This is a genomic window from Phytohabitans houttuyneae, assembly GCF_011764425.1.
GTDB classification, from domain to species: Bacteria; Actinomycetota; Actinomycetes; order Mycobacteriales; family Micromonosporaceae; genus Phytohabitans; species Phytohabitans houttuyneae.
This window is the reverse complement of sequence record NZ_BLPF01000002.1, coordinates 580,858-606,097: the sequence shown is the minus strand read 5'-3', so window position 1 is coordinate 606,097 and position 25,240 is coordinate 580,858. Positions and strand designations below refer to the sequence as shown.

The window sequence follows — 25,240 nt, the reverse complement described above, 5'->3', positions numbered from 1 at the left end:
GTGCGGACATCCCACACCGTCATGTCCGTGACCATGGACCGGACGGACTTCTGGCGGTGGTACGCGTTCGACGACCCCCACCCGCGGCTCGCGGAGAAGCTCGCCGGGTACTGCGACTCGGGGTCGCTCGTCATGCCGCAGCAGACCGGCTGGTACCTGTGGCTGAGGTTTGACGTGCGGGCCGGCTGGAGCGAGCTGAGCTTGTGCCGCAGCCGCCCGGACGGCACGTTCGACGGCCTCGAGGTCGGGGAGCGGCACCGGCTCGGCCGGCGGCGGCCGACCCGGCGGTACCAGCCGTGCCTGACCTGGAGCGACCTGCGGGCCGTCGCCGAGCGGTCGACGGTGTTCGAGGTGCCCCGCGACGACCGCTCCTTCAAGCTCTTCACCGGCTTGGAGGGGTGGCAGGCCGTCCTGCTTCTGGCGCCGTGGGTCCACCACGGCGCCGGCGAAAGCGCCGCGCTGGCCACACATCGCCGGATGGTGGCGGAGATCCTCACCGGCCGCCGCCTGTTGGCCACCGCCGACGCGGAACGCATCGCGTCCCTCATGCTTCCCGCGCCCACCGGCAACGCACACCCCCGCCGCGGCGCCAGGACGGCCGCGTCCATGGCGGCCTTCCGCCGGCAGCTGGAGATCGAGGACCTCGCGGCTCAGTAGCGGAGGAGTTCCCAGGGCTGGACGAGATCGGTGTCCGGCGGGGCGGCCAGCTCCAGGCCGCTGCCGTACGAAAGGCCGCGCCGGGCAGGTCGGGACGCTTTCGCCGACCGGGCACCGAGCTGGCGGGCCGCCTCGGCGAGCACGATGCCGGTGAGCAGGCGGTAGCGGCCGGCGACGCCCGGCACGGCCACGCGGGCCCGCTCGGCGTCCGGCGGGGGTCTCCAGTCGCCATCCGGGATGACAAGCAGGGTGCCCGGGCCGGTCAGCTCCGCACGGTGCAGCGGTGGGCCGTCGAGGTCCGGCCCACAAACGACAGTCCGGCACCCGGGCATGGACGCCCAGCCATCGCCGGCCGGCAGGACGCGCAGCGGGTTGCGGTGGCTGCGCGCAGCCGCTCGGGCCTCGTTTCGGACCGGGCGCGGCGTGCCGAACCACACCTTCTCGCGGTCGTCGACCGTCACGGACTGCCAGCCGAACGCCGCCGCCGAACGCAGCGAACTGCCGGCCTCGACGTGGTCGCGCGGCGCGCCGAACAACACCGCTGGCCGGTGCGACTCCGGCCGCGGGGCGCGCACGTGGCGCCGGCCGTGCGCGTCGAGCAGGTAGTACAGCGCCACGGCGGCGGCGGTGGCGACGTTGAGGGTGTTTACTCCGCGGCCCGGCATCGGGATCTGCACGGTCCTCGTCGCGGCGCGCAGGACGTCCGGACGGATGCCGCGACGTTCGTTGCCGACCACGATGGACGCTCCACTGTGGAGTCGCTCAGTGCGGTACACCGGCTCCGCCCCTGGCGTGTTGTCCACGGCGACGAGCGGGCCGCCCGCGCCGAGCAACGCCGCGGTGTCCACAGTGGGCAGGCCGGGCAGGTGTCCAGCGAGGCCGCGGCTGTCACGGAAGCCACACGGCACCGCGAACATGCGTGCGGCCTCGGCGAGCGCCTTCGCGTTGGCGGGGTTTTCGATCCCGTCACCGATCAGCCGGGCCCGCGGGTTCATCACCGCGCCGCCCAGGCGTGGCGAGCCCGCGTCGCGTACACGTCCGCGCGCCGCTCGTGATCCGCGGTGCGCATCGCCCGGGTGCGGCGCTTGCGTGCGGCGTGCTGGACCGTGTGGTGGCCGATCTCGTGCATGAGACCGTCGAAGAGCATGAAGTCACGCAGCGTGTCGCTGGGCCAGTCGACCCGGGTGACGGCCTCGCCCACCGCGACGCGTGCGCCGGCGCGCGCCAGGCGTGCCGCGGTCACGTCGGCGAGCCGGCCGCTCAGCGACCACGGTGGTGCGGGCTGCTCGAACAGCAGCACGATCCCCGGCACCCGCAGCGCCGCCACGGCCACACCGCTGCCGCCGGCCGGGCGCTGCCGCAGCTCGACGCGGCGCAGGCCGTACGTCGCCGCCGGCCCGAAGAATGTCAGGACCCGCGCGACGTCCGCGGGACCGGCCGGATGCACGAACCCCCGCCGCGGCGCGCGCTCCCGAATAGGCACGGCCGCGCCGGCCCGGCGAGCGGCGCGGATCGGGTACGGATCGGTGCGCAGGCTACGACTCAACGGCATTCACAGGGACTTGGTAGCAGCCGGGAAGCGCGGCACACCACCGATATTTGCCTGGGTAGGCTGCTTTCCGCGGCCGCCGATCGCCGGTCGCGCCGGGGCCGCCGGCATCCGCCGGCGCTGAGGATGGGACGACGACATGACCGCAGCCTCGCTGGACGGACGACGGTTTGCCGCCGTCGCGAACGTCGGCGGTGAGGTCACCGCCGACACCATCTTCGAGTACCACGAGCGGGCCGGCGAGGTCTGGGCGACGTACGGCGGCGGGGCGGTGGTCCGCGGCTTCATCGTCGGCACCCGCGCCGGTGACACGCTCGACATCCGGTACGTGCAGCTCAACAACGAGGGCGAGACGTCCGGCGGGCACTGCGTGACAGCCATCCACGAGCTGCCGGACGGCCGTCTTCGCCTCGACGAGAAGTGGGAGTGGGAGTCGCGGCCGGGCAGCGGCACCAGCGTGGTCGAAGAGCTCGCCCCCTGACACGGTTAGGGTCTTACGGTGAGTACCGCTGATCAACAGAGCGCCCACCCGCACTACCGGGAGGTGCTCGACGCGGTACCCGAGTTCCGCTGCGGCGACGAGCTCCTGACGCGGGTGTTCCGCCATCGCTGGGAGTCGTTCGCCCACCACGCGTTGCGCGGGCCGAGCGGCTGGGTGGTGACCGAGTTTCGGCAGCCCGGACCGGGCCGCGCGCACGGGTCGGTCAACGCGGCCGCCGGGCACCACATCCTCGAAGGGCGCTGGCTGCGCCGCACCGACGTCGTCGACGACTACCTGCGTTTCTGGTACACCGCTGGCGAAGCCGAACCGCACCGCTACACCGAGTGGATCGCCTGGGCCGCACGGGAGCACGCGCGGCTGCACCGCGGATGGGCCGGCGTCGCCGACCTTCTTCCCGGCATGGTGGACAACTTCGCGGCGTGGGAGGGGACAGCCTCCACCCTTCCGGGCTGTACTGGGCGCACGACCTGGCCGACGCGATGGAGTTTTCGATCAGCGGCGACGGCTTCCGCCCGTCGGTCAACTCGTACCAGTTCGGCAACGCGGACGCGATAGCGGAGATCGCCCGGCGGGCCGGTGACGAGGCCACGGCGTCACGCTTCGCGGGCATCCGCGACCGGCTGCGCCGCCTGGTGATCGACGAGCTGTACGACCCGCGGCGGCAGTTCTTCACCACGATCCCGATGTCGCCCGACGGCGAGGAGGCGTACCTCGCGACGGTCGGCGCCGAACGGCGGATGCCGCCGGAGTATCGCGACCTGCCCGTCCCGGCGCGGTCCGAGGTCTCCCCCGACCGCGACGCCCGCGAGCTGATCGGCTTCATACCCTGGGGCTTCGGCCTGCCCGGCGGCGAGGTGGACCCCGCCGCCGCGGTCGCGCAGCTCACCGACCCGGACGGCTTCGCCGGACCGTTCGGCCTGAGGACGGCCGAACGCCGCCACAAGCGCTACGGGTTCACGGTCGCCTCGACGTCGCCGCGCTTCCTGTGCCGGTGGAACGGCCCCACCTGGCCGTTCGCCACAAGCCAGGCCCTCACCGCGCTCGCACGGATCGCCCGCGACCACGCCGGCTACGACGCGGTCTTCGTCGAGCTGCTGCGCCAGTACGCGGCCTGCCACATCCAGCCGGACGGTGGGTACTGGCTCGACGAGGACCTCGACCCCGACACCGGAACCTGGCGGGTCCGTGACTGGCGCCGCCGCCACGACCCGGCCAAGGCGGAGATCGGCCGCGACTACAACCACTCCACCTTCGCCGACCTGATCCTGTCCGGACTGCTCGGCCTGGACGTGGACGACACCGGCATCCTGGCGAACCCGCTACCCGCCGCGGCCGAGCTGGGATGGCTCGAGGCCCGCGGCCTGGTGCTCGCCGGCGTCGAGGTCACGGTGAGCTGGAGTCCCGAGGTAGGCATGCGCCTCACCGTGGCGGGCGCCGAGGCCCACCGCCCCGACCTCGGACCACTCCGCGTGGTGGTGTGAGCGCGCAAATCCGAAAGTGATATCACGGTGATAGCATCGGCGCATGGAACTGCCTGAGCGGATGTTCCTCCTCGCCTATGACTCACGGCGCCAGCGGCTGGCCCGGTGGATCGACGTGGGGCTGCTCGTGCGCGCGGCCGCGCTGGCCGAGCTGGAGCTGCGCGGCGTGCTGGTCGACGAGCGTGGCCGGGCCACCCTCGCCTCGTCGCGGCGGCCGGAGGTCACCGAGTCGCTGCTGCGCGAGGTGCTGGCCGAGGTCGGGGCGTCGGCCAAGCCGCGCCGGTGGCAGTACTGGACCGAGCGGGGCCGCGGCAAGGCGCGGGCCGCGGTGGAGCGGCGGCTGGTGGCGGCCCGGATCATCAGCGTCGAGCGGCGGCGGGTGTTCGGCATCTTCCCCGCGCGCCGGATCGTCGTGCGCGACCGGCGGCTGATCGATCAGCTGCACGCCCGGGTGGCCGAGGCGCTGCGGGCCCGCACTGTCGACTCGCGCGACGCGGCGACGGTCGCGCTGGCGGCCGCCGGTCAGCTGCGCACCGTCTTCGGCTGGCGGCAGCGCCGGGCAAATCGTAAGCGGATCGCCGAGCTGACCAAGGCCAGCGTGCCGGCGGCGGCCAAAGGGCTGCAGAAGGCGATCGCGGCGAAATACGCGTCGTCCGAGGGCGGCGGCTGATCAGCGTCGCCTATCCGAGCTGGTCGCGGCGGCGGGTCAGGTAGGCGGTCTCGGCGGTGTTGCCGGCCAGCTCGATGGCCTTGTCGTAGGCCGCGCGCGACTCCGCACCTCGGCCCAGCCGGCGCAGCAGGTCGGCGCGGGCCACGTGGTAGGCGTGGTAGCCGGCCAACGTGTCCGCGAGCCGGTCGACGGCGGCCAGCGCCACATCGGGGCCGTCCATCTCGGCGACCGCGACGGCCCGGTTCAGGACGATGATCGGCGACCCGTCCAGCCTGACGAGCTGGTCGTAGAGGGCGACGATCTGCGACCAGTCGGTGTCGCGTACATCGCGGGCCGAGGTGTGCACGGCGTTGATCGCGGCGAGGATCTGGTAGCGCCCCGGCGCCATCCCGGTGGCCAGGCGCTCGCGCACCAGCCGGTGCCCCTCGGCGATCAGCGCCGCGTCCCAGGCCCCGCGGTCCTGTTCGTTGAGCGGGACGAGTTCGCCGCTGGCCGAGACGCGGGCGGTGCGGCGGGCCTCGGTCAGCAGCATCAGCGCCAGCAGCCCAGCCACCTCGCCGTCCTGCGGCAGGAGGGCACGGATCAGGCGGGTGAGCCGGATGGCCTCGGCGGTGAGGTCGTGACGTACCGGATCGGTGTCGGGGCCGGTCGCCAGGTAGCCCTCGTTGAAGATGAGGAACAGGACGGCGAGCACGCCGGTGACGCGTCCCGGAAGGTCCTCTGTGGACGGCACCCGGTACGGGATGCGCGCCACCTTGATCTTGGCCTTGGCGCGGGTGATCCGCTGACCCATCGCGGTCTCCTGCACCAGGAAGGCGCGGGCGATCTCGGGCACGGTCAGGCCGCCGAGCATGCGCAGCGTCAGCGCCACGCGGCTCTCCACCGCCAGCGCCGGGTGGCAGCAGGTGAAGATCAGCCGGAGCCGCTCGTCGTCGATCGCGCCGGGAGGCTCGGGCGGGTCGTCGTCGTACACCATCTGAGCCTCCCTGTGCTTGTCCTCGCGCTTGTTCTCGCGCCGGATGCGGTCGATGGCCTTGCGGTTGGCGGTGGTGGTCAGCCAGGCACCCGGGTTGGGCGGCACGCCGTCGGCCGGCCACCGCTCGACGGCGGTCGCGAACGCCTCCGCCGCCGCCTCCTCGGCGATGTCGAGATCACCGAACCGCCTGGTCAGGGCGGCGACCACCCGTCCCCACTCCTCGTGATGCGCTCGGGTGATCGCCTCCCGCACGTCGACAGCGTTCACAGGAACGGCCGCACCTCGACCCTCCGGTTGCAGGCCTTCGACCCCTCGGCGGCGAGCTTGAGCGCCACGTCGAGGTCGGGGGCCTCCATGACCCAGAAGCCGGCGAGGAACTCCTTCGTCTCCACGAAGGGTCCGTCGGTGAACAGCGCCTCCCCGCCCCGGTTGTCGATGACGGTGGCCGTGCTGGGCGCGCCGAGGCCGCCGGCGAAGACCCAGTGGCCCTCGGCCTGGATCCGGTCGTTGAACGCGTCGATGGCCGCCATTTCCTCGGGCGTGGCGGAGTTGCTCTTGTCGTCGATCACGGAAACGAAGTACTGCATTTGAAGATCATCTCCTGTTGGTGTGGGGCGAGCCCTTATCGGATCTTTTCAGACGTTCCGGTACCGCGGTCGGCCCGGTAGATGATGACGGCGAGGACCACGAAGACGGCGGCGCCGATCGCGCCCACCGCGTTCACGCCGGTGGTGAACGCCGCCTGCGCCGCGTGCAGCAGCTCGGCCGCCGGGGCCGGGGCAGTCCCGCCGCCGCGCCGCCCGCCGCCGTGATGCTCTCCCGTGCCGCCTCCGCCGCCTGCGCCGGTATGGCCGCCGGGGCCTCGAAGCTGCCGCGGTACATCACCGTGCCGACGGTGCCCAGCGTCGCCACGCCCATCGCGATGCCGAACTCGGCGCTCGTCTCCATCAGCGAGGCCGCCGAGCCCGCCTTCTCCGGCGGCGCCGCGCCCATGATGATGTTGGCGGACAGGGCCATCGGCAGGGAGATGCCGGCGTGCGCGAGCACCAGCCCGGCCACCAGCGGCGTGGTGCCGTCGCTCGGGTCGACCAGCAGGTGCAGCGCCAGCCCGGCGGCGGCGACCACCATGCCGGCCGCCATCACGTACACCGGCCGGAAGCGGGCGGCCAGCCGCGGCGCGGCCAGGAAGCCGGCGGCGAGCGCCACGTTGTGCGGCAGCAGCCAGAGCCCGGCGCGCAGGGTGGACAGCTCGAGCACCGACTGCAGGTACACGGTGGACATCAGCGACACGCCCGCCATCACCACGCCGGTGAGCAGGTAGACGCTCAGCGCCGAGCGGAACGCGCGGTACCCGAAAAGGCGCAGGTCGAGCAGGGGGTCGGCGAGGGAGCGCTGGCGGCGTACGAAGATCAGGCCGAAGGCGAGCCCGACCACGACGGCGCCGGCGGCTGCCGGGTCCCACCCGGCTCGGGCCAGTTCCTTGAGGCCGTAGATCGCGGGCAGGATCGCGGCCAGCGACAGGCCGACGCTGGCCAGGTCGAGGCGGCCGGCGCCGGGCGCGCGGTACTCCGGCAGCAGCGCCGGGCCGACGACCAGCAGCAACGCCATGAACGGCACGCCGAGCAGGAACGCCGAGCCCCACCAGAACCGCTCCAGCAGCGCCCCGCCGACCAGCGGGCCGATCGCCATCCCGCCCATGAAGCAGGTGAACCAGATGCCGATCGCGGTGCCCATCTGCTTCGGGTCGGGAAACATGTTGCGGATCAGCGCCATCGTCGAGGGCATCAGCGTCGCGCCGGCCAGGCCGAGCAGGGCGCGGGTGGCGATGAGCATCTCGGCGCTTGTCGAGTACGCGGCGAGGACCGACGCCCCGCCGAACGCGGCCGCCCCGATCAGCAGCAGCCGCCGGCGCCCGATCCGGTCGCCGAGCGTCCCCATGGTGACCAGGAAGCCGGCCAGCACGAACGAGTAGATGTCCAGGATCCACAGCGTCTGGTTGCCGTCCGCGCCGAGGTCGGCGCTGACCTGCGGAAGGGCGAGGTAGAGGACGCTCACATCGAGCGCGAGCAGCAGCGTGGGGAGGGCCAGCACGGCCAGCCCCGTCCACTCGCGGCGGCCGGCCCGGGCCGGGGCGGCGGTGGCTGTCGTCGGTTTCATGGTGGCGCTCCGTCCGTCGAGAAGTGCTCCTACGCACTCCCACGAACGGGTCACCGCGGATTCGACAGCTCCCGGGAAAAAAATCTCAGCGGGCCCAGAACGTGTCCGGGAGCATCTCCACGTCGGACGCGGCCGCCTCGAAGTAGCGCGCGACGAACATCACCCTGGCCGCGGCCGGGTCCCCGCCTTCGGCCATCCGGCGGATCGCCGCGGCCTGCCGCCGGGCCCGCTGCACAATCACCGCCCCGAACGCGGCGCGGTCCCCCTCGTACCCGTACGCGTCGAGCAGCAGATGCAGCCGGCGGGACCGGCCCTCGAAGTCGTGGAAGCCCAGCGGCTCGACCGCGTCGCGCGGGCACAGCGGCACCCACCACAGCGCCGAGAGCGCCAGGTCGAACTCGCGCGTCGACGGCCCGGCCGCACCCCAGTCGCAGAAGCCGACCAGGCGGTCGCCGTCGACCACGGCGTTGTACGGCGCGGCATCCTGGTGACCCACGATCAGGCCCGGCCGCACCGCCTCGCCGATGAACCACCGCTCCCCGGCCGGCGGCACGAAGCCCACCGTCGCGTCGTGCAGCCGCCGCAGCCACCGTCCGACCTGGATCAGCATCGACTCCGCGGACACCCACGGCGGCCACGGCCAGTCTTCACCGACCGTGTCGCCGGGCAGGTACGTGATCATCTCCCTGCCCTGCTCGTCGAAGCCGAGCGCCCGCGGCGCCCCGTCGAAGCCGGCGTGCTCCAGATGCCGCAACAGCGCGTGCACCGTCGCCGTCCACGGCGCCGCCGGCTTGTGCACGACATCGCCGACCAGCACGGCGCCCGTGGTCTGGCCGCCGGGCAGCCGCACCTCACTCATCCGTCCTGTGTACGCCCGGCCCGGCAACGATCGGTACCGAATTACCGCCGCCTCGGTGAGCGCACGTTGGCCACTGATGCCAGAACCGTTCAGTTGATCGGCCTGTGTCTGAAAGCGATCGGCCCGCGATGGTCCGCAGCCCCTGGACCGGTCGCCTCACCGCCCTACGCTGATGCGGATGGTTGAGGCGGTTGGGACCAAGGACCGGGTGGCCCGCCTGTGTCGCCGGTATGGCAGTGGCGAGCTTGACGGCTACATCGCGGCGGCGGGCGGCACCGAGATCCTGAGCCGGATCCGCGCGGCGGTGGCGGCCGGCGAGGGCGAGACGCTCGCGGCCGACCTCGACGCCCTCGACGACGCTGTCGCGGCGGTCGGTCTCGACGGGCTGAGCACACCGGTGCGGGTGCTTCCCAAGGTGCCCGGCACGACCGGCTACCCGGTGCTTGACACCGAGGTCTGCCCGCACGGCGTGTGTAGCCGGGTCGAGCCGCCGGACGGCTCGCCCGCGCGACGGTGCGCCATCAGCGGCGAGCCGCTGCGCCGGCTGCGACTTCGCACGTGAGATGTCCCGAAGCGCGACGCGCGGACGTATCGCCGGTCTGGAGTCGATGTGATTGAGCTGCTGACCACGCTGGGCGGCCGGCTCAGCCAGCGGTGGCTCACCACGCTGCTCGCGCCGGGCCTGCTCTTCGTGGCCGCGGTCGCCGTAGCGGCTCGCCTCGGCCACGCGCACGCCCTTGCCATACAACGCCTCCGCGACGACATCGTCGCGGTGGCCGACCACCCGGCCGGCCGCAGTTCAGCGGTGGTCCTGCTGGTGACGGCCGCCGTGCTGGTCGCCGCCGCGACCGCCGGCCTGGTCGCCGCGTCACTTGGCGGTGCGGTGGAACGGATGTGGCTGCTGCCGGGACGGCGGCAGCCGCTGAGGTCGGTCCGTGCGTGGCGGCTGCGTCGGTGGCGGGCCGCGGACGCCGGTGTGGTCGCCCTGGTCGCCGGCGTGCGGCTCGACGAGCACGCCGACACGGTGGTGATACCCGGACTGGCCGAGGCACTGGCCCGCCGCGACGCGATCTGCCTTGTCGAGCCGGAGCGTCCAACGTGGATCGCGGACCGGCTGCGGGCGTTGGGCGAGCGGATCCACCTGACCTACGGGCTGGACCTCACCGCGGCGTGGCCACGCGTCTGGAGCCTGGCCCCGGCGGACCTGCGCACCGACGTGATCGCGGCGCACGAGGCGTACTCCGCGGCCGCTCGCCTGGCCGGCTGGAGCCTGCTGTACGCGGTGCTCGCCGCCTGGTGGTGGCCGTCGTCGGTGGTGGCGGCCGTGCTGTTCGGCGCGGCGTGGATGCGGGCCCGGTCCGCGACCGGCGGCCTGGCCGAACTGGTCGAATCCACAGTAGACCTGCATGGGCGGGAGCTGGCCGCCAGGCTGGGCGTCGAGTGCGGCGGGCCGCTGACCGTGGAGGTCGGTGAGGAGGTCACCGTCCGGCTCCGCAAGGACCAGGGCATTGGGGGGCGGGGATGACCACGCCGGCTGCCGATGTGCTCGGCATGGTGATTCGGGCCGAAGGGCACCGCACCGCCAGGCGGTACGACGAGGCACTCGCCGACTTCGACCGGGCGGTGGCCGCCGCGCCAGCCGACCCATTCGTGCTCGGTGGCCGGGGATACGCCCGCCGGGAGGCAGGCGACCTGGCCGCGGCGCTCGCCGACTTCGACGCGGTGCTCGCGCTCGACCCGGACGACGGCTGGATCCGCACCTGCCGGGCTCGGGTGTTGCAGGCGCTCGGCCGGCACAGCGAGGCGCTGGCCGAGTTCGATCAGGCGGTGGCGCTGCACCCGGCGGACCACGCGCTGCTGGCCAGCCGCGGCGAGAGCTACCGGCTCACCAGCCAGCCCAAGGCCGCGCTCGCGGACTTCGACGCGGCCGTCGAGCTTGAGCCGACCAACGCGTACGCGTGGGGAAGCCGAGCTCAGGTGCACCGCGCGCTCGGGCAGCTCCCGCGGGCGCTGGCTGACCTCGACCGCGCCATCCAGCTTCGGCCCGGCGTCGCGTGGCTGTACGTGGAGCGCGGCTTCGTCGCCGACGGGCTGGGTCGCACCGCCGAGGCGATCGAAGACTTCGGCAAGGCGGTAACGCTGGATCCGCGGTCCGCCGCCGCGTTCGCCGGTCGGGCAGATGTCCACCGGGTGGCCGGCCGCCAAAGCGAGGCGGTCGACGACTTCGACAAGGCGCTCGCGCTCCGGCCGCAGTACCCGTGGGCACTGTGCCGGCGTGGACTGTCCTATCAGGCTCTCGGCCGGCACGACCTGGCCATCAGCGACTTCGACACCGCAACCGCGCTCGACCCGGCATTCGTGCTGGCGATTGCCGGCCGCGCGGAGTCCCTACGGCTGACCGGTCGCTACGCCGAGGCGCTGGCGGGCTTCGACGCGGCGGTCGCGCTGGACCCGGCGCACGGCTACGCGCTGACCGGTCGCGGCTACGTACACTATCTGCTCGGCCGCATCGCGGACGCGGTCGCCGACTTCGACCGGGCGCTCGCGGTCAACCCGACCCACGGGTGGGCCTTGCTCGGCCGGGCGTTCGCCCGCCAGTTCCAGGGTGCGCACGGGGCGGCGGTGGAAGACCTCAGCGCGGTCCTTGACCGGACGCCGACGTTGTTGGCGGCACGCACCGCCCGCGCTGAGTCCTACCTGGAGATCCGCAGGTACGCCGCCGCGGCAGCGGACCTGGATCTCGTCCTGGCCGCCACCCCGGACGACTCGGCCGCACTCACCAAGCGCGGCAACGCACTCCAGCTCGACGGGCGCGTGGCCGAGGCGCTCGCCGACCTGGACCGGGCGGTACAGCTCAACCTCACCGATCCGGCGGCGTTCTTCGTCCGCGGCGAGACGTACCGCCGGGCCGGCCGCTACCGCGAGGCGGTGCTGGACTTCGACCGGGTGGCTGCGCTGGCCCCTCAGCACGCGGCCGCTATCGCCAGCCGGGGCCAGTGCTGGCACGCGCTTGGAGACCCAGCGGCGGCACTGCCCGACCACACCCGCGCGCTCGAGATCGCCGGGGACGTCACCTGGATCCTTGAGGCGCGGGCCGATGCCCTGGCAGCGCTCGGCCGGCATGACGAGGCGGTCGCCGACCTGGAGCGTTCGGTACGGGCCGACCCGACCGACAGCACTCTGTGGCTGGCCCTGGCACTGGTACTGACGCGCAGCGGCCGCGCCGCGGAGGCCAGGGACGCGCTCGCCACCGCGGCGACGCTCGACGCGGTCGACCCGGACGAGGATCGGTCCGCCTACCGCTTGCTTCGAACGATGGTGCGCCACGCCGCTCAGGGCGACGCCGGCCAGGCCTACGGCTGCCTGCCCGCCGCGCTGTCCCGGGGGCCGTGCGCAGACGACCTGCGGCTGACCGCCGCCGACCTGCGCGGCCTGGCCGCGACGCCAGGCTCGGCCGGCATCGCCGCGGAGTTGCTCGCCGCCATACCGGAAGGGGTCCGCGACAGTGGATGAACAGACCCTGCTGGGACGGCCGGCGCAAAGCGGCATCGCGGCGGCCGACGTCGACCGGCTCCTGGATACGGTGGCACGGGTCGCGGCCGGCGCGGCGGACGAATCGACGCAGGACAGTCTCGGTGACCTGGTCGAACGGCTGACCAGCCGGTACCTGGCGGGACTGCCACGGTCGGAGTGGCTCGCGGCAATCGACGCCCACCTGTGGTTCGATCCGCCCTGGCAGCCGATCATCAACCAGCTCGGTGCGGCCTTCGTGCACCAGGGCCGGCCGGACGAGGCGGTCGCCCTCCTGCACCACCTGCTTGCCCAGAAGCAGGATCCGCTTCACCTGACCATATTTTGCGCGGTGCGGGTGGTGGCCGGCCTGCCCGATCACACGCTCGTCGCCGGGGAACTGCCCGACCTCCTTACCAGGGTCTGTGCCCTGCTTGACCTGCCGGAAGAAAAAGCGGACGCCGTCGAGCTTCTCGCCGGGCAGATCGACCACCTGCCGGCGGCTCTTGTCGACGCGCTGCTCGACCGTCTCGGCAACGGCGATGACGCGGTCGCCGCGATCCTGGCACGGTGCACCGACCCGCGTGCGGTGGCAGCGCTCGCCGAACGCCTCGACCGGGAGCCGGCCGAGACGGTATTCGAGGCCTTGGCGGGCACGGAGGCGCCGTCGCTGGTCGCCGTCCTGCTGGATCACTTCGACCACCCGCGCCGGCGCCGGCACGCGGCCGCGGCACTGCGCGGGTGCCCGGCGCCGCAGGTCGTCGAGCGGATGCTCGCCCGCGTAAAGGATCCCGATCCACATGCAAGGCTGTACGCGGTCCAGCTCCTCGCGGAACGGGCGCGTACCGCGGGTGCGGCACCTGAGCTGCTCGAAGCGATAAGCGCGCTCGTTGACGACCCCCACGACGAGGTGCGGTATGTCGTCGTCGGTGCGCTGGCCGGCCACGCCGACGATCCGCGGGCGGTGGCGGCGCTGCGGACCCGCACCGGCGACCCTGACCCACTGGTGCGCGGCCTGGCCATCGAGGCGATCCGGAGCCCCGAGCCGCAGGCCACCGCCGATTTGCTGCAGCGGGCCGTTCACGGCGCCCCGGCCGAACGCCGCGACGCGGCCGCCGAGTTGGGCCAGCACGCGGGCGAGGAAGTCGTCGCCGTGCTCGTCGGGCTGCTGGACGACCCGGAATGCGCGGGGACGGCGGCGCGCTCGCTGACCGGGCGCCCGGACGCACATGGCGTGACAGCGGTGACCGACGCGCTGCTGCGGCACACCGACCACTCCGACGACCAGACCCGTACCGCAGTGGTCAACGCCCTCGCCCAGCAGCCAGGCGCCGCGGTCGCACCGGCGCTGCTCGACCGGCTGAGCGACCCGTCCGACCCGGTCCGCCAAGCGGCCGCCTGGGGGCTGCGACACGCCGCGGGTGCGCCCGCGGTCGCGGCCGGGCTGGTGGCCGCCCTGGCGGACCCTGCGCCCGAGGTGCGGGAGGCGGCCGCCCGCGCCCTCGATCCCCCGACGAGTCGGCCTGCGCCGCGCTGCTCGGCCTGCTCGACGACCCCGACCTCGCGGTGCGCAACGCCGTCCAGCGACAGATCGCAGGCGCCGAATCCATCGAGATGCTCCGCGCGGTGTGCCGGCTGAGCCGCCTGTCGGTGGGCGCCGCGCGCATTGTCTTCGTGGCCGCCTGGCCGCTGGCCAGCCGGCTGCTCCGCAAGCTGCCTGCGCGGGAGCAGCCCGATGCCGTGCGGTTCTTCGCCGACCTCACCGCGGTTGTGGACCGGGCCGCCGATCAGGCGAGGTCAGGCGCGGCCGAGGACGGCCTGGAGGGGCCTGACGACGAGCACGTGATCTTGTTACAGGGTTCCAACCTGGATGGAGTGCCTGTCTACAGCTACATCCGGCTCACCCCGGCCCGGCTCCATCGCCTGTTCTATTCGATCTCGCTCGGGCGCTCTTTCCGCCCGGGCGAGATGGGCACTGTCGTGGCCTCCGGCTTTGGCCGGCCAGCGCCGGACGTCGTGGCCGAGATGCGCCGGCGGTACCGGCTGATCGACGTCCCGACGTCCAGCTACCTGCCGTCCGCCGGGCCGTCGACCTCGCCGTACTGGGTCGACGTCGACATCACGGACGAGCTACCGACCGCTCCGCCCGAGCCCGCGCAGGACCGGGCGACGCGCCGCGACCACGCCGACGCGCTCGCACAACAGGCCGCCACCGGCGACCTCGGCCCACTAACCGAGGCGATCGAGATCCTGCGGGCGGTGGCAGCGGAAACTCCGCGGGGACCGGAGTTGGCCGCGTGCCAGGCACGTCTCGGGGTTCACTTGACGACCCGCTACAAACGCACAGGCGACCTCGCCGACGTGCGTGAGGCAGCCGAGCTGGACCGGTCGGCCGTCGCACTCACCCCGTACGACGACCCGCTCCTGCCGGGGTATCTGAGAAACCTCGATGTTGATCTCACCATGCTCGCCGAACGAACTGGCGATCCGGAAGTGCTCGCCGAACTTGTCGCCGTGAACCGGGCGCTCCTCGCGGTGTCACCGGACGGTGAGGACCGCTCGGCCGCGTCCCTCACACTCGCGATGGCGCTGGCGCAGCTGGCCGACACGACGGGAGACGCCGCGGCCGGCGGCGAGGCGGTCCAGATCTACCGGGACTACCTCGCCAGCGAAGGGCCTGACGCGCCGGATCGGGCCGCCGTCCAGATGCTGCTCGCCGCGGCGCTGGCAGCGACGGCCAGGCATACGCAGGACGCCGAGTTGTTGCGGGAGGCGATAGCCAGCGGCCACGCGGCGGTGGCGATCCTCGAACCCGCGATGGGGCACGCCGCAATCATCGACATCTGTGCCCAGCTCTGCTTCCTCTTCCAGCTCACCGGCGACCCGCAGGCACTGGACGAGGCGATCGAGCTGGGCCGCGCCACCATCGCGACCGGCCAACTGGACGACGGCTACCGCGGGGCCGCGCTTAACAACATCGCGCTGGCCCAGCGGATGCGGTTCGCCTACAGCCAGACCTCCGAGGACGAACGCGCCGCGCTGGCCACGGCCCGGGACGCGGTGGCCAGCCACGCCGAGGGGCACCCGATGTGGCTGTTCGCCCTGCACAACCTGGGTACCCTTCAGCTGCTGTCGTACGAATGGTCGGGCGACGCCGCCATGCTCGACGACGCGATCACGGTGGCACGCACAGTCGCGGCCAAGGCGCCAACCGGTCACAGCCAGCGGGCCCTGTGCCTGGTTCTGCTCAGTACCGCGATGGCCTGCCAGACCATACGGACCCTTGCGTCGGCCGACCTGGCCGAGTCATTGGAGGCGGCCCGGGCGGCGGTCGCCGCCGCCCCCGAGGGCCATCCAGACCGCGGGATCTGCCTCTCCAATCTCAGCGCCCGGCTGTTAGAGCAGTACCGCCGCTCGGGCGACCTGGCGCAGCTGCGGGAGGCAACGGCGGTCAGCCAGGCGGCGGTGGCGGCCTGCCCATCCGGCCACGCGATGACCGGGATCTTCCTGGGCAACCTCAGCGAGACGGTGCGCCAGCTCGCGCTCGAATCAGCCGAGCCGGCTCGGCTGGGCGAGGCGGTCGAACTGGCCCGGCGCGCGGTCGACTGCTACCCGGAGCGGCACAAAGGTCGCGGCGCCGCCCTGTACGCGCTCGCCAACGCCCTCCACGATCAGTTTCTCGCGACCGGCGACCCGCACCTCGGGCGCGAGGCGATCGCGGTACGTCGGGCGGTGATCGCGGCCAGCGGCACAGATCGGTTCGGACAGGCCGCCGCCGCCAGCGGTCTCGGCATCAGCCTGCGTGTGTACGGGCGGCGCACCGGCAGCCTCGCCCACCTGCGCGAGGCCGTGGCGGTCGGCCGGACTGGCGTGGCGTCCGACCGGCAGGACGGCGTACCGGTAGCCAACCTCGGATACGCGCTGCTGGAGCTCGCCGAGCGGGGCGTGGCCGACCTGCTGCCCGAGTGCCGGCAGGCCTTCGCGGACGCGATAAAGGCGGGGACGAGTTCGATCGGCCACCGGATCGCCGCCGGCCGTGCGAAGGCGCAGGCCGACCTGCGGGCCGGGGACGCCTTCGCCGCCCTGGCCAGCATCGACGCCGTGGTGTCCGGGCTCTCGCTCGTCGCCCCTCGCCACCTCGCCCGGGCCGACCGGGAGCGGCGCCTTGAACTGTTCGGCGGCACCGCCGGGCACGCGATCGCGGTGGCGGTAGCCGCCGGCCGGCCCGAGCGGGCGGTGCAGCTGGCCGAAGGCGCGCGAGGTCTGCTGCTGGCCGAAACGATGGACACCCACGCGACGCCGCCGTCGCTGGCCGACGCCCCGGACCTCGCCGCGGCGCTGGAGGCGATCCGCGCCCGCTTCGCCGCCCTGGAAAGCCCCGATGTCACGGAACCGGACAGGCTCTCCACGATCACTTTGATCGACCCGGTGACGTCGGCGGTGGACAGCGAAGCCGAGCGCGTGCGCCAGCGCGCACAGGCATCCACGGACTGGGACGCACTGCTGGAACGCATCCGGGCCCGCCCAGGGTTGGCCGACTTTCCGGTACCGGGCATGGACGAGCTGCACGCCCACGCGGCCGGCCGGCAGATCGTCATCGTGTCCAGCTACCGCGACGCGGGGCACGCGTTGCTGCTCACCACCGACCCGGACCGCCCGGTGCGGCACCTGTCCCTACCCGGGCTGGGTATCGCGGCCGTGACGGCACAGGTGAACCGGCTTCGCGCGGCCCGCACCGACACCACCGACGAGACCCGAGCCCCGAGTGCACACATACGCGCGCAGGCCACGATCCTGGACGTCCTGGCGTGGCTGTGGGACCACGCCGCCGGCCCGATCCTCGCCGAGCTGGGACACGACCGGACCCCGGCCGGCGGCGCGGAGACCTGGCCGCGGGTGTGGTGGTGTCCCGTCGGGGTGCTGGCGTTCCTGCCGCTGCACGCTGCCGGCCACCACGCCGACCTGGCCAGCCAGGGCAGGGAACCGCGGGCGGTGCTGGACCGGGTCGTGTCGTCGTACACCGCGACGGTCCGCGCGCTCGGCCACTCCACACGGCCCTCCCCCGACACCGCCGAGTCCGGCCCGATGCTGGTGGTCGCCGCGCCGGCACCGGAAGGGGCGGTTCCACTGTGGGGGGTCACAGACGAGGTCGCCGCACTGAGTCGCCTGGTGCCCGGCATCGAGGTGCTCGACGGCCCTCAGGCCACCAGCGCCACCGTTCTGGACGCGCTGTCACGGCACACGGTCGTCCACTTCGCCTGCCACGGCATCAGCGACTGGACCGAACCGGCCAACAGCCGGTTGGTGCTGCACGACGATGCCGCGCAACCGCTGACCATCACCACGATCGCACGGCAGTGGCTGCCGCGGGCCGGCCTGGCGTTCCTGTCCGCCTGCGCCACCACCGATGTCCGGCCAGGACTTGTCGACGAGGCGGTACACATCACCGCGGCGTTCCAGCTCGCCGGCTACCGGCACGTCATCGGCACCTTGTGGCAGGTCACCGACCACACTGCGGCGAAGCTGACCCACGATGTGTACAAGGGACTTCTTGGCGACGCCCAGGCACCGGACCCGGAGCGGGCCGCGGTCGCCCTGCACAACGCGGTCAACCGGATCCGACGCAGGATCGGCGGTGCCACACCGACGCGGTGGGCCGCCCACATCCACACCGGACCCTGAGGCGGTGGCCCGGGCCTGATCACGAGCTACCGCCGCTGGGGGAGGCGCTCGGCGAGGGTCGCGCGCAGGTCGTCGGGGAGACCGTCGGTCTCGACGAGGGCGGGCAGCAGCTCGGGCTCGGTCATGTACGCCCGGAAGGCCTGGGCGATCGTCACACCGTGCGCCGGCCGGTCCTCCACTGTCACCGGGTCGCCGGCCCACAGGTCGCCCTCCTGGAGCACCCGCAGGTAGGCACCGGGACGGTTTGCCCGGGTGAAGGTCTTGACCCAGCGCGGCTCGCCCATCTTGTGCTGGAACGTGACGTGCGGGATACGGCCGAACGTCGGCTGCAGGACCAGCCGCGGGCCGATGCGCCACCGCTCGCCGATGACCGCGCCGTTGACGTCGATCCCCTCGGTCGTCAGGTTTTCACCGAAGAGCCCGTTGGCAAGCCGGCGGCTCAGCCGCGCCTGCCACCAGTCGTAGTCCTCCCGCGCGTACGCGTACACAGCCTGGTCGTCGCCGCCGTGATGCTCGATGTCGAAGATCTGGTCGCCGACCAGGCCGCTGTGCAGCCCGGTCGTCTTGGGCCCCGGTGCGCGCACGCTGACCAGGTGGTCGACCGGCCGCTTGTTGATGCCCGTGATGCCAACGCCCTTGGCCGGGTTGGGCTCCGGCACCGCCAGGTTGACCGAAAGTATCCTGCCCACGCCCGGCAATCTAGCCGCCGGCGCCGCCGCACGCCGCGCATTTTCCCGCCCCTGACGCCGTCTCCGGTCGTGACAACGTTCAGCAATGCCGCTGCGTGGTGGTAAATGTGAGCATGCACAGCGAACCACCAGCCGCGGGCCCCGCCCCCGCGGTGGTTGACGAGCTGGACCTTGCCCGCGGCCGCGACGGCGCGCCGGGCGAGCGTGACAAGGAGTTCCTCCAGTTCGTACGCGTGTCCGGCCGCTACCTGCTGCGCACCGCCCTCCTGCTGTGCGGCGACCCGGTCCGGGCGGAGGAGCTGGTCCAGGCCACGTACGAGCGCACGTACCGCTCCTGGCGCGCCGCGCGGGACGGCGACCCGCAGGCGTACGCGCGCCGGGTGCTGGTCAACCTGCGCGTCGACGGGTGGCGACGCACGCGCCGCGAGGTCGTCGTCGACCCGCTCGACCTTCCGGATCGAGCCGGGCCCGACCACACGGGCGCCGTCGTGGCCCGCAACGCCGTGGTACAGGCCCTGGCCCGGCTGCCGCTCGCGCAGCGGCGGGTCGTGGTGCTGCGACACCTGCTCGACCTCACCGAGACCGAGGTGGCCCGCGAGCTGGGGATCTCGGTCGGCACCGTCAAGTCCCACCACTCCCGGGGCATCGCCCGGCTGCGCGAGATCTTCGCGGAAGGGGACCTGCGATGAGCCACCAGCTACGCGATGACGACGTCGTCGCCCGCCTGCAGGCCGGCGCCCCGGGCTACCCGGCCGCCGGTCCCGACGCCGAGAGGACGCTCGCCACCGCCCGGCGGGCGCTGCGCCGCCGCCGGGTCCGGCAGGCGTTCGGCAGTGTCGCCGCGGTCGCGGCGATGGTGGTCGGGCTCACGGCGATCGACCCGATCGAGCTGCCCGGCCTGGACACGACCGTGATGCCCGGCGGGTCCGATTCGCTGCCGGATCAGGGCGACCCTCCCGTATACCCGCGCGAGCGGATGCTCCAGGACATCGCGGACCTTGAGGCCGAGGTGCGGCCGGTGGCCGAAGACCTGGCGCTCACCATGTACATCGACGAGAAGTCGGGTTGGGGACGGCCTGCCTGCCGCGTCTTCACGTGGTCGCGGGGGGCTTTCCGGGACCGCCACTCGGAGTGCGCGAATCCCGACGACCCCGAGCTGCCGTTCGACACCGCGAGCGCGGCCGCGTTCACCCAGGTGTCCGGCGCGATCGAGCGCTCCGGCGTCGACGTGTACCGCATCGAGAACGGCGGCTGGGGACCCGGAATGTCGTTCCACCTGCGCGACAGCTCCTGGCACTGGAACTGGTACTACTCCTACATTCCCGGTACCGCGGCCGACGCCCCGCCGGAGGAGCGGACGCAGACGGCGCTCGGCGTCAGGCGGCAGGTACACGTCAGCGGCAACTGGTGGTTCACCGTCGAGCCTGACGACTGACAGCGAGCGCTATCCGCCGTCCCACACCTGGGCGACCGAGGCGGCGACCGAGGCCGCCTGGGCCCGTCCGGCCCGGGCGGCCGGCGCGCGGCGGGCCGGGTCCAGCACGTTTCGCCCGATCGCCCGGCGAGCGGCCCGGTCCGGTTGGACGACCGCCACGGCGGCGGTGCGGCGCAGGGCGGCCACCTGGGCGGCGAGGCGGGCGATCGGACCTCCTCCGGCGCTCACCGGTGCGACGACGACGATCCGGTCCGCCTCCGCCGCGAGGTCGGCGTTGGTGGCCGAGCGCACCCCGCCGTCGATGTAGCGGCTGCCGCCGATCGTGACCGGCGGCCAGACGCCCGGCACGGCGCAGCTCGCCCCGATGGCGTCGACCAGCGGGACGCCGGCGTCGCGGTCGAAGACAGCGAACTCGCCGGTCGTCGCGTCGACGGCGGTCACCCGCAGCCTCGCCTGCGGCCAGGTGTCGGTCGGCAGGCGGCTGGCCAGGACCGCCCGCCGGTCGGCCTCGCTCATCGTGGGCGCGGCCAGCGCCATCCGGCCCACGCGGCGCCGGAAGGCCCGCTCATCCCGGGTGCGCAGCATCGCCAGCCCGATCGCGACCAGCGTGCGCGCGCCGATCCTGGCGCTGACCTCGGCACCCGGTCCGGCCAGCTGCCTCTGGTACAGCTCCGCCAGCGGTACCCCGGAAGTGATCTGCGCGGCGACCACCGACCCGGCGGAGGTGCCCACGAACAGGTCGGCGGTCAGCAGGTCGATCCCGGCCTCGGCGAGGCCGGCCAGCAGGCCCAGCTCCCACGCCACACCGGTGACCCCGCCGCCGCCGAGCACCAACGCCTTCGTCGCCATGGCACCTCACGCCTCCGTCGCCCCCGGTACATCGTCGCGCATGAGGGTGCCACGAAAAAACCTGCGGAAGGGATGTCGAGAAGCCCGCGCCGGCTCCGACCTCGTGGTGTCAGCACAGAGGGAACGGACGCCAGGAGGCGGACATGCGCAAGATCATCTACTGGGTGCACACGTCGGTTGACGGCTTCATCGACGGGCCGAACGGGGAGTTCGACTGGCCGGTGATGGGGCCGGAGCTTTCCGCGTACTCGGAAGGGTTGGACGAGGGGGTCGACACGCTGCTGTTCGGCCGGCCGGTGTGGGAGATGATGGTCGGCTTCTGGCCGAACGCGGAGTCCATCGCGGACGACCCGCACACGGCCAGCTTCGCCCCGTTCTGGCGCGCGACCCCGAAGATCGTCTTCTCCCGCACCTACAAGGGCGACGACTGGACGAGCCGCGTCATCGGCGACGACCTGGCCGGCCAGGTGGCGGAGCTCAAGGCACAGGATGGCGGCACCATGCTGCTCACCGGCGGCGCCAGCCTGGCCGCGGCGCTGACCGAGCACGGCCTCATCGACGAGTACCACGTCGCGGTCCACCCGGTCGTGCTCGGCGGCGGCCGGCGCCTGTTCGCGGAGCCGGCCGACCGCAAGCGCCTGCGGCTGGTCAACTCGCGTGCGGTCGACGGCCAGGTCGTGGTCAACCACTACACGCTGGCGGAGTGACCGGCCGCAACAGGCCGCACCCTCGACGGCGCTGCCGCGCACCGGCATCCTCCGCCTCAGTAGAGGGGCGGGTACGCGTTGGCCAGCAGCCCACGGAAGTACGCGGGGAACCACTCGCCGGTGTCGGGGGCGCCGGGCGCCGCGTTTGTCGGGGTGAAGCCGTTGGCGACGCCGCCGAGGTACGTGGGGTCGCACATCCGGTTGAAGCCGCGGATGGGGGAAGGCGTCGCGCTGCCGTCCGACTCGCCGGGCGGCTTGACCCAGACGTACGCGTCGACGCCCGGCGCCGGGACGGCCCGCGGCCGCTCGCCGAGTCCCGCACCGACCTGGTTGCACCAGTTGCCCTTGTGCGTCCGCCGATCGACCCGGGAATCGTCGACGCGGACGTTCAGGTCGGGGTCGTTGCTCGGCCCGGTCGGCCGGTCCGGCCCGCCCCAGCCGTTGCGGGACGTGTCGATCAGCATGCCGATCCGGGGCGAGAAGCCCAACGCGATCAACCTGTACCGCAGCGCCTGCGCGAAGGGCAGCTCCGCGTTGAACCGGTTTCCGTCGCCCCACCCGCTGGGCACGTTGTCGTTGGGGTTGACGTACGGCTCGGTGAGTGGGGAGTAGTCGGCGGTGTTGGTGATGAACCCGTCCACTCTGGACTGTCCCGCGGCGGTGCCGCGGACCGTTTCGGCCAGCAGCTGGGTCACCGGCCCGACCACGTCGTCCCGCCCGGTCCACGCGTGGTTGGCGACGTCCAGATAGGTGTAGACGTTCGGCATCGCGTGCAGGCGGTTCAGCGCGTACCGGATGCCGGCGACATAGTTGCCGTTGGCGCGCATGGTGTCGCAGCCGAACGTCGCGGTCGGCCGGGGGCTTGTGTTGAAGACGAGGTTCGGCAGCGCGCGGACCTCGATGACGGTGACGATGCGCAGGCGCGCGTACCTCGGGTCGGCCAGGATCGCGGCGATCGGGTCGATGTAGTCGGCCTGGTACCGGGTCAGCTCGGTTGGGCCGAGCTCGCCTTCGGCGATGAGCCGGTTGCAGTCGCGGCCGGGCAGGTTGTTGATGACGAACTGGATGTACCCCGCACCCTGGGCGAGCGCCCCGTCAAGGTGGGCGCGCAGGCCCAGGTCGCCGGCGGCGCCGTCGATGCTGGCGATGCTGTCCAGCCACACCGCGGTCGGGCTCGCGGAGACCCGCTCCCCGCCGAGCTCGGTCCTCGCCAGGTCGGACCACTGCGGGTTTACGTAGCCCGAGACGCCGAGGTAGGGGTTGTCGACGTGCACCGACGTCCGGGCCGCGACAGCGGGCGTCGCGGGAGCCACAACAGCCGCCGCGACAACGAGTCCCGCGGCCAGAAACGCTAGGCGAGCCATATGCCGCCCCTCCTCACACGTCGACAGACATCGATATTAATCGAAGTTGTCGCACCCGTCACCGCTCAGGGCGAGCCGGCGGCGTCGACCGCGGCCCGCCAGCGCTCGACCACCCGGGTGTACTCGTCGAGTGCCTGGAGCGCCGCGGTGGCCTTCTCGTCCACCTCGGTCTTGCGGCCCGCGAACGCGGTGGCGTACGCGGCGTACGCCTCGCTGACCTTGGCGACCGCGGCGTCGGCGGCCGCGTACGAGGGTGAGCCGGCCCCGAAAAGCTCGGCCAGCTTCGGCAGGTCGACGGTCGCCTGGACGAGTCGCTGCTCCGCGGCGGCCATGCGGTGTCCGGCGACAATGCGGTCGCTGCCCAACACCGTGCGGGTGCGGATCACCCAGCGGTCGTGGCCGTGGTCGCGCGAGGCGGAGGTCACGAACGCGACCACGCGGCGGAGGTTGGCCTCCACCGCGGCCGGCGTGGCCACGAGCCCGTCGCCGGCCGGTCGCTGCGCGCCCGGGTGCTGGACGGCAAGCCGCGCCCACACGAGGACCGTGCGGATCAGCGGGAAGCCGGCGAAGACGACCACGGCCGCGACGGCGAGGATCACCACGAGCCCCGCCCACGGCCCGCGGAAGTCGGTGGTCAGCCGCCAGTCCAGGATGCCGGGCACGTCCGGTCCCGGCAACGAGTCGACGGTGTGCCACGCGGCGGCCGACAGCGCCTGCGTGGCCCCGGACCAGCGGTCGCCCGGGCTCGTGGTGACGGTCAGCGCGCCGGCGGCGCGGAGCAGGGTCAGCGCGGCCGCCGCGGCGATCACGATGTGCACCGCCACCAGCGTGTACCCGCGCAGGTCCTCGCGCAGATCGCTGGCCGTGTCGCGGTAGCCGTACTGGCCCAGCTTCGGGACCCGGCGCGCCGACTGCCACAGCACGCGGAGCAGGTAGGCGACGGTGAACCACGCGGCAGCGGCAATGATCATCCGGTCGACCGCGAAACCCCACGGCCGCCAGGTCAGCTGCTCACGGACCCAGACCGCCGCCGGCGCGTCGGCGCCGAGAAAACCCAGCACGAGCCCGAGGCCGACGACCGCGCCGGCAAGCTCAGGATCGGCCCACAGAAAGATCCCCACGACCACCAGCACCACGATGAACACCACGAGCGTCGCGCCGATCCGCCCCGCGACTCCCCAATGTGCGGCGGCCGGCAGCAGCGCCCGCCGGAACGGGCTGTCGAACCACACCAGGCCGATCGCCGGCAGCAGCGCGAACGGCAGTGGCTGGTCGTCGAGCCCGAACACGACAAGGCCGGCGACGAGCGCGGCGGCCACCAGCACCGCCGCGACGGTGAGCAGCGCCGCGAGCCCCGCCAGCGACCACAGCGCGGCCGGCCGGTGACCTCCCGGGCCGAGGACGCTCCACACGGCGCCGGCGCCGGCGGCCGCCACCATCGCGACCGGCACCGCGGGTTCGGCGTAACCGGAGTGCGAGCGGCGCACCTGGCTGGCCACCGCCGCCGTGAACCGGCGCTGCAGGGCGCGCCCCTCGACGTACTGGTAGACGGCGACACCGACGCGCAGCAGCGGCGGGATGACCAGCAGCGTGAACGCCAGCGCCAGCACGCGGCCGGCCATACCGGGCAGCACCGGCGGCTCACTCCACTCAAGACGCGCCGGGATGTCCAGCAGCGGCACCGCCTGCACCAGGTGCCGCAGGTAGAACCGCTCCACCGGCCACATCGGCACGTCGTGGCCGGCCAGCGCGACGGTGAGCGCGGCGAACGCCTCCACACCGACGAACATCGCCGCCGCCGAGGTCATCAACGCGATCAGGAAGTGGCGGCGCTGCTCCGGCGCGACGAGCGAGACCAGCACGTTGCGGAACACGACGACCAGCAGCACCAGGGCCAGCGACCCGGCCAACGCCACCCCGGTCCACCGGCCGCCCGGCCCGGCGCCGAGCAGCCCGGCCAGCAGCAGGCGCAGAAGCGCCACGACAGCGCCCGTCGCGGCCAGCGCCAGCAGGACCGGCCCAACCCACGCCCGCGCCGTGCGCTCCGCGGTCGTGTCGATCCACCGCTGTCCGCGGTCCCAGACGGCGTCTATCCGCGCGAACAAGGCCTCGGACCGCGCGAACCAGCGGTCCAGCCGGGACTCCAGCGCCAT

Annotated in this window: 22 protein-coding genes and 1 pseudogene; 13 read left to right on the top strand and 10 right to left on the bottom strand. The window is 73.1% G+C overall.

Annotated elements, in window-relative coordinates:
- Positions 1 to 27 precede the first annotated feature (27 nt).
- A complete protein-coding gene (locus tag Phou_RS26120; protein WP_173060101.1) occupies positions 28 to 657 on the top strand; it encodes a hypothetical protein in 630 nt (209 codons plus the stop codon).
- Here Phou_RS26120 and Phou_RS26115 read toward each other — a convergent pair.
- Together Phou_RS26115 and Phou_RS26110 are read right to left on the bottom strand one after the other, a co-directional pair.
- On the bottom strand, positions 651 to 1,652 hold the full coding sequence (locus Phou_RS26115) for a TrmH family RNA methyltransferase (RefSeq protein WP_173060098.1): 1,002 nt from the start codon (positions 1,650 to 1,652) through the stop codon (positions 651 to 653). The genes Phou_RS26120 and Phou_RS26115 overlap by 7 nt on opposite strands.
- Complete coding sequence (locus Phou_RS26110) at positions 1,652 to 2,209, bottom strand: hypothetical protein (RefSeq protein WP_173060095.1); 558 nt, start codon at positions 2,207 to 2,209, stop codon at positions 1,652 to 1,654. Before Phou_RS26110 ends, Phou_RS26115 begins: the two co-directional genes overlap by 1 nt.
- Positions 2,210 to 2,345: 136 nt before the next feature.
- On the opposite strand from Phou_RS26110, the gene Phou_RS26105 reads away from it, so the two are divergent.
- From Phou_RS26105 to Phou_RS26095, 4 genes are read left to right on the top strand one after another with little or no spacing between them, the layout of a single operon-like run.
- Positions 2,346 to 2,687: an avidin-fold protein gene (locus tag Phou_RS26105; protein ID WP_173060092.1), complete on the top strand. Its 342-nt coding sequence runs from the start codon at positions 2,346 to 2,348 to the stop codon at positions 2,685 to 2,687.
- Positions 2,688 to 2,705: 18 nt separating this feature from the next.
- Positions 2,706 to 3,263 (top strand): MGH1-like glycoside hydrolase domain-containing protein, encoded by a 558-nt coding sequence (locus Phou_RS55650; RefSeq protein WP_371872200.1) that lies wholly within the window; start codon positions 2,706 to 2,708, stop codon positions 3,261 to 3,263.
- Positions 3,188 to 4,189 carry an MGH1-like glycoside hydrolase domain-containing protein gene (locus tag Phou_RS26100; protein ID WP_371872231.1) on the top strand — a complete coding sequence of 334 codons (1,002 nt, stop codon included), beginning with the start codon at positions 3,188 to 3,190 and terminating at the stop codon, positions 4,187 to 4,189. The genes Phou_RS55650 and Phou_RS26100 overlap by 76 nt, the downstream gene beginning before the upstream one ends.
- A 43-nt stretch (positions 4,190 to 4,232) precedes the next feature.
- Positions 4,233 to 4,859, top strand: a complete 627-nt coding sequence (locus Phou_RS26095) for a GOLPH3/VPS74 family protein (protein ID WP_173060086.1) — start codon at positions 4,233 to 4,235, stop codon at positions 4,857 to 4,859.
- A gap of 10 nt (positions 4,860 to 4,869) precedes the next feature.
- Here Phou_RS26095 and Phou_RS26090 read toward each other — a convergent pair whose 3' ends face one another.
- The 4 genes and pseudogenes from Phou_RS26090 to Phou_RS26075 all read right to left on the bottom strand — a co-directional run bounded on the left by Phou_RS26090 (position 4,870) and on the right by Phou_RS26075 (position 8,851).
- Positions 4,870 to 6,102 carry an RNA polymerase sigma factor gene (locus tag Phou_RS26090; protein WP_173060083.1) on the bottom strand — a complete coding sequence of 411 codons (1,233 nt, stop codon included), beginning with the start codon at positions 6,100 to 6,102 and terminating at the stop codon, positions 4,870 to 4,872.
- Positions 6,099 to 6,422 carry a YciI family protein gene (locus tag Phou_RS26085; protein WP_173060080.1) on the bottom strand — a complete coding sequence of 108 codons (324 nt, stop codon included), beginning with the start codon at positions 6,420 to 6,422 and terminating at the stop codon, positions 6,099 to 6,101. Before Phou_RS26085 ends, Phou_RS26090 begins: the two co-directional genes overlap by 4 nt.
- Positions 6,423 to 6,457: 35 nt before the next feature.
- A pseudogene (locus Phou_RS26080) lies at positions 6,458 to 7,992 on the bottom strand (MFS transporter).
- An 85-nt stretch (positions 7,993 to 8,077) separates the two neighbouring features.
- Positions 8,078 to 8,851: a phosphotransferase gene (locus Phou_RS26075; RefSeq protein ID WP_173060077.1), complete on the bottom strand. Its 774-nt coding sequence runs from the start codon at positions 8,849 to 8,851 to the stop codon at positions 8,078 to 8,080.
- A 178-nt stretch (positions 8,852 to 9,029) separates the two neighbouring features.
- Between Phou_RS26075 and Phou_RS26070 the strand changes: the two genes are divergently transcribed.
- From Phou_RS26070 to Phou_RS26050, 5 genes are read left to right on the top strand one after another with little or no spacing between them, the layout of a single operon-like run.
- The gene (locus tag Phou_RS26070) at positions 9,030 to 9,413 is read left to right on the top strand and encodes a hypothetical protein (protein ID WP_173060075.1); all 384 of its coding nucleotides are present in this window, start codon (positions 9,030 to 9,032) and stop codon (positions 9,411 to 9,413) included.
- Between the two features lie 48 nt (positions 9,414 to 9,461).
- Positions 9,462 to 10,376, top strand: a complete 915-nt coding sequence (locus Phou_RS26065) for a hypothetical protein (RefSeq protein ID WP_173060072.1) — start codon at positions 9,462 to 9,464, stop codon at positions 10,374 to 10,376.
- Complete coding sequence (locus Phou_RS26060; protein ID WP_173060069.1) at positions 10,373 to 12,364, top strand: tetratricopeptide repeat protein; 1,992 nt, start codon at positions 10,373 to 10,375, stop codon at positions 12,362 to 12,364. Before Phou_RS26065 ends, Phou_RS26060 begins: the two co-directional genes overlap by 4 nt.
- On the top strand, positions 12,357 to 14,000 hold the full coding sequence (locus Phou_RS26055; protein WP_173060066.1) for a HEAT repeat domain-containing protein: 1,644 nt from the start codon (positions 12,357 to 12,359) through the stop codon (positions 13,998 to 14,000). Before Phou_RS26060 ends, Phou_RS26055 begins: the two co-directional genes overlap by 8 nt.
- Complete coding sequence (locus Phou_RS26050) at positions 13,976 to 18,043, top strand: CHAT domain-containing protein (RefSeq protein ID WP_173060063.1); 4,068 nt, start codon at positions 13,976 to 13,978, stop codon at positions 18,041 to 18,043. Before Phou_RS26055 ends, Phou_RS26050 begins: the two co-directional genes overlap by 25 nt.
- Positions 18,044 to 18,069: 26 nt before the next feature.
- On the opposite strand, the gene Phou_RS26045 is transcribed toward Phou_RS26050, so the two are convergent.
- Complete coding sequence (locus tag Phou_RS26045; protein ID WP_173060060.1) at positions 18,070 to 18,732, bottom strand: MOSC domain-containing protein; 663 nt, start codon at positions 18,730 to 18,732, stop codon at positions 18,070 to 18,072.
- Between the two features lie 113 nt (positions 18,733 to 18,845).
- On the opposite strand from Phou_RS26045, the gene Phou_RS26040 reads away from it, so the two are divergent.
- Complete coding sequence (locus Phou_RS26040; RefSeq protein ID WP_173064525.1) at positions 18,846 to 19,421, top strand: SigE family RNA polymerase sigma factor; 576 nt, start codon at positions 18,846 to 18,848, stop codon at positions 19,419 to 19,421.
- Entirely contained in the window at positions 19,418 to 20,167 is a 750-nt protein-coding gene (locus Phou_RS26035) for a hypothetical protein (RefSeq protein ID WP_173060059.1), read from the top strand. The genes Phou_RS26040 and Phou_RS26035 overlap by 4 nt, the downstream gene beginning before the upstream one ends.
- Positions 20,168 to 20,176: 9 nt before the next feature.
- Here Phou_RS26035 and Phou_RS26030 read toward each other — a convergent pair whose 3' ends face one another.
- Positions 20,177 to 21,016, bottom strand: a complete 840-nt coding sequence (locus tag Phou_RS26030) for a patatin-like phospholipase family protein (RefSeq protein WP_173060056.1) — start codon at positions 21,014 to 21,016, stop codon at positions 20,177 to 20,179.
- Positions 21,017 to 21,159: 143 nt separating this feature from the next.
- On the opposite strand from Phou_RS26030, the gene Phou_RS26025 reads away from it, so the two are divergent.
- Positions 21,160 to 21,723: a dihydrofolate reductase family protein gene (locus Phou_RS26025; protein ID WP_173060053.1), complete on the top strand. Its 564-nt coding sequence runs from the start codon at positions 21,160 to 21,162 to the stop codon at positions 21,721 to 21,723.
- A gap of 56 nt (positions 21,724 to 21,779) precedes the next feature.
- Here Phou_RS26025 and Phou_RS26020 read toward each other — a convergent pair whose 3' ends face one another.
- Together Phou_RS26020 and Phou_RS26015 are read right to left on the bottom strand one after the other, a co-directional pair.
- The gene (locus Phou_RS26020; RefSeq protein WP_173060050.1) at positions 21,780 to 23,087 is read right to left on the bottom strand and encodes a glycoside hydrolase family 6 protein; all 1,308 of its coding nucleotides are present in this window, start codon (positions 23,085 to 23,087) and stop codon (positions 21,780 to 21,782) included.
- A 65-nt stretch (positions 23,088 to 23,152) separates the two neighbouring features.
- Complete coding sequence (locus tag Phou_RS26015) at positions 23,153 to 25,240, bottom strand: hypothetical protein (RefSeq protein ID WP_173060047.1); 2,088 nt, start codon at positions 25,238 to 25,240, stop codon at positions 23,153 to 23,155.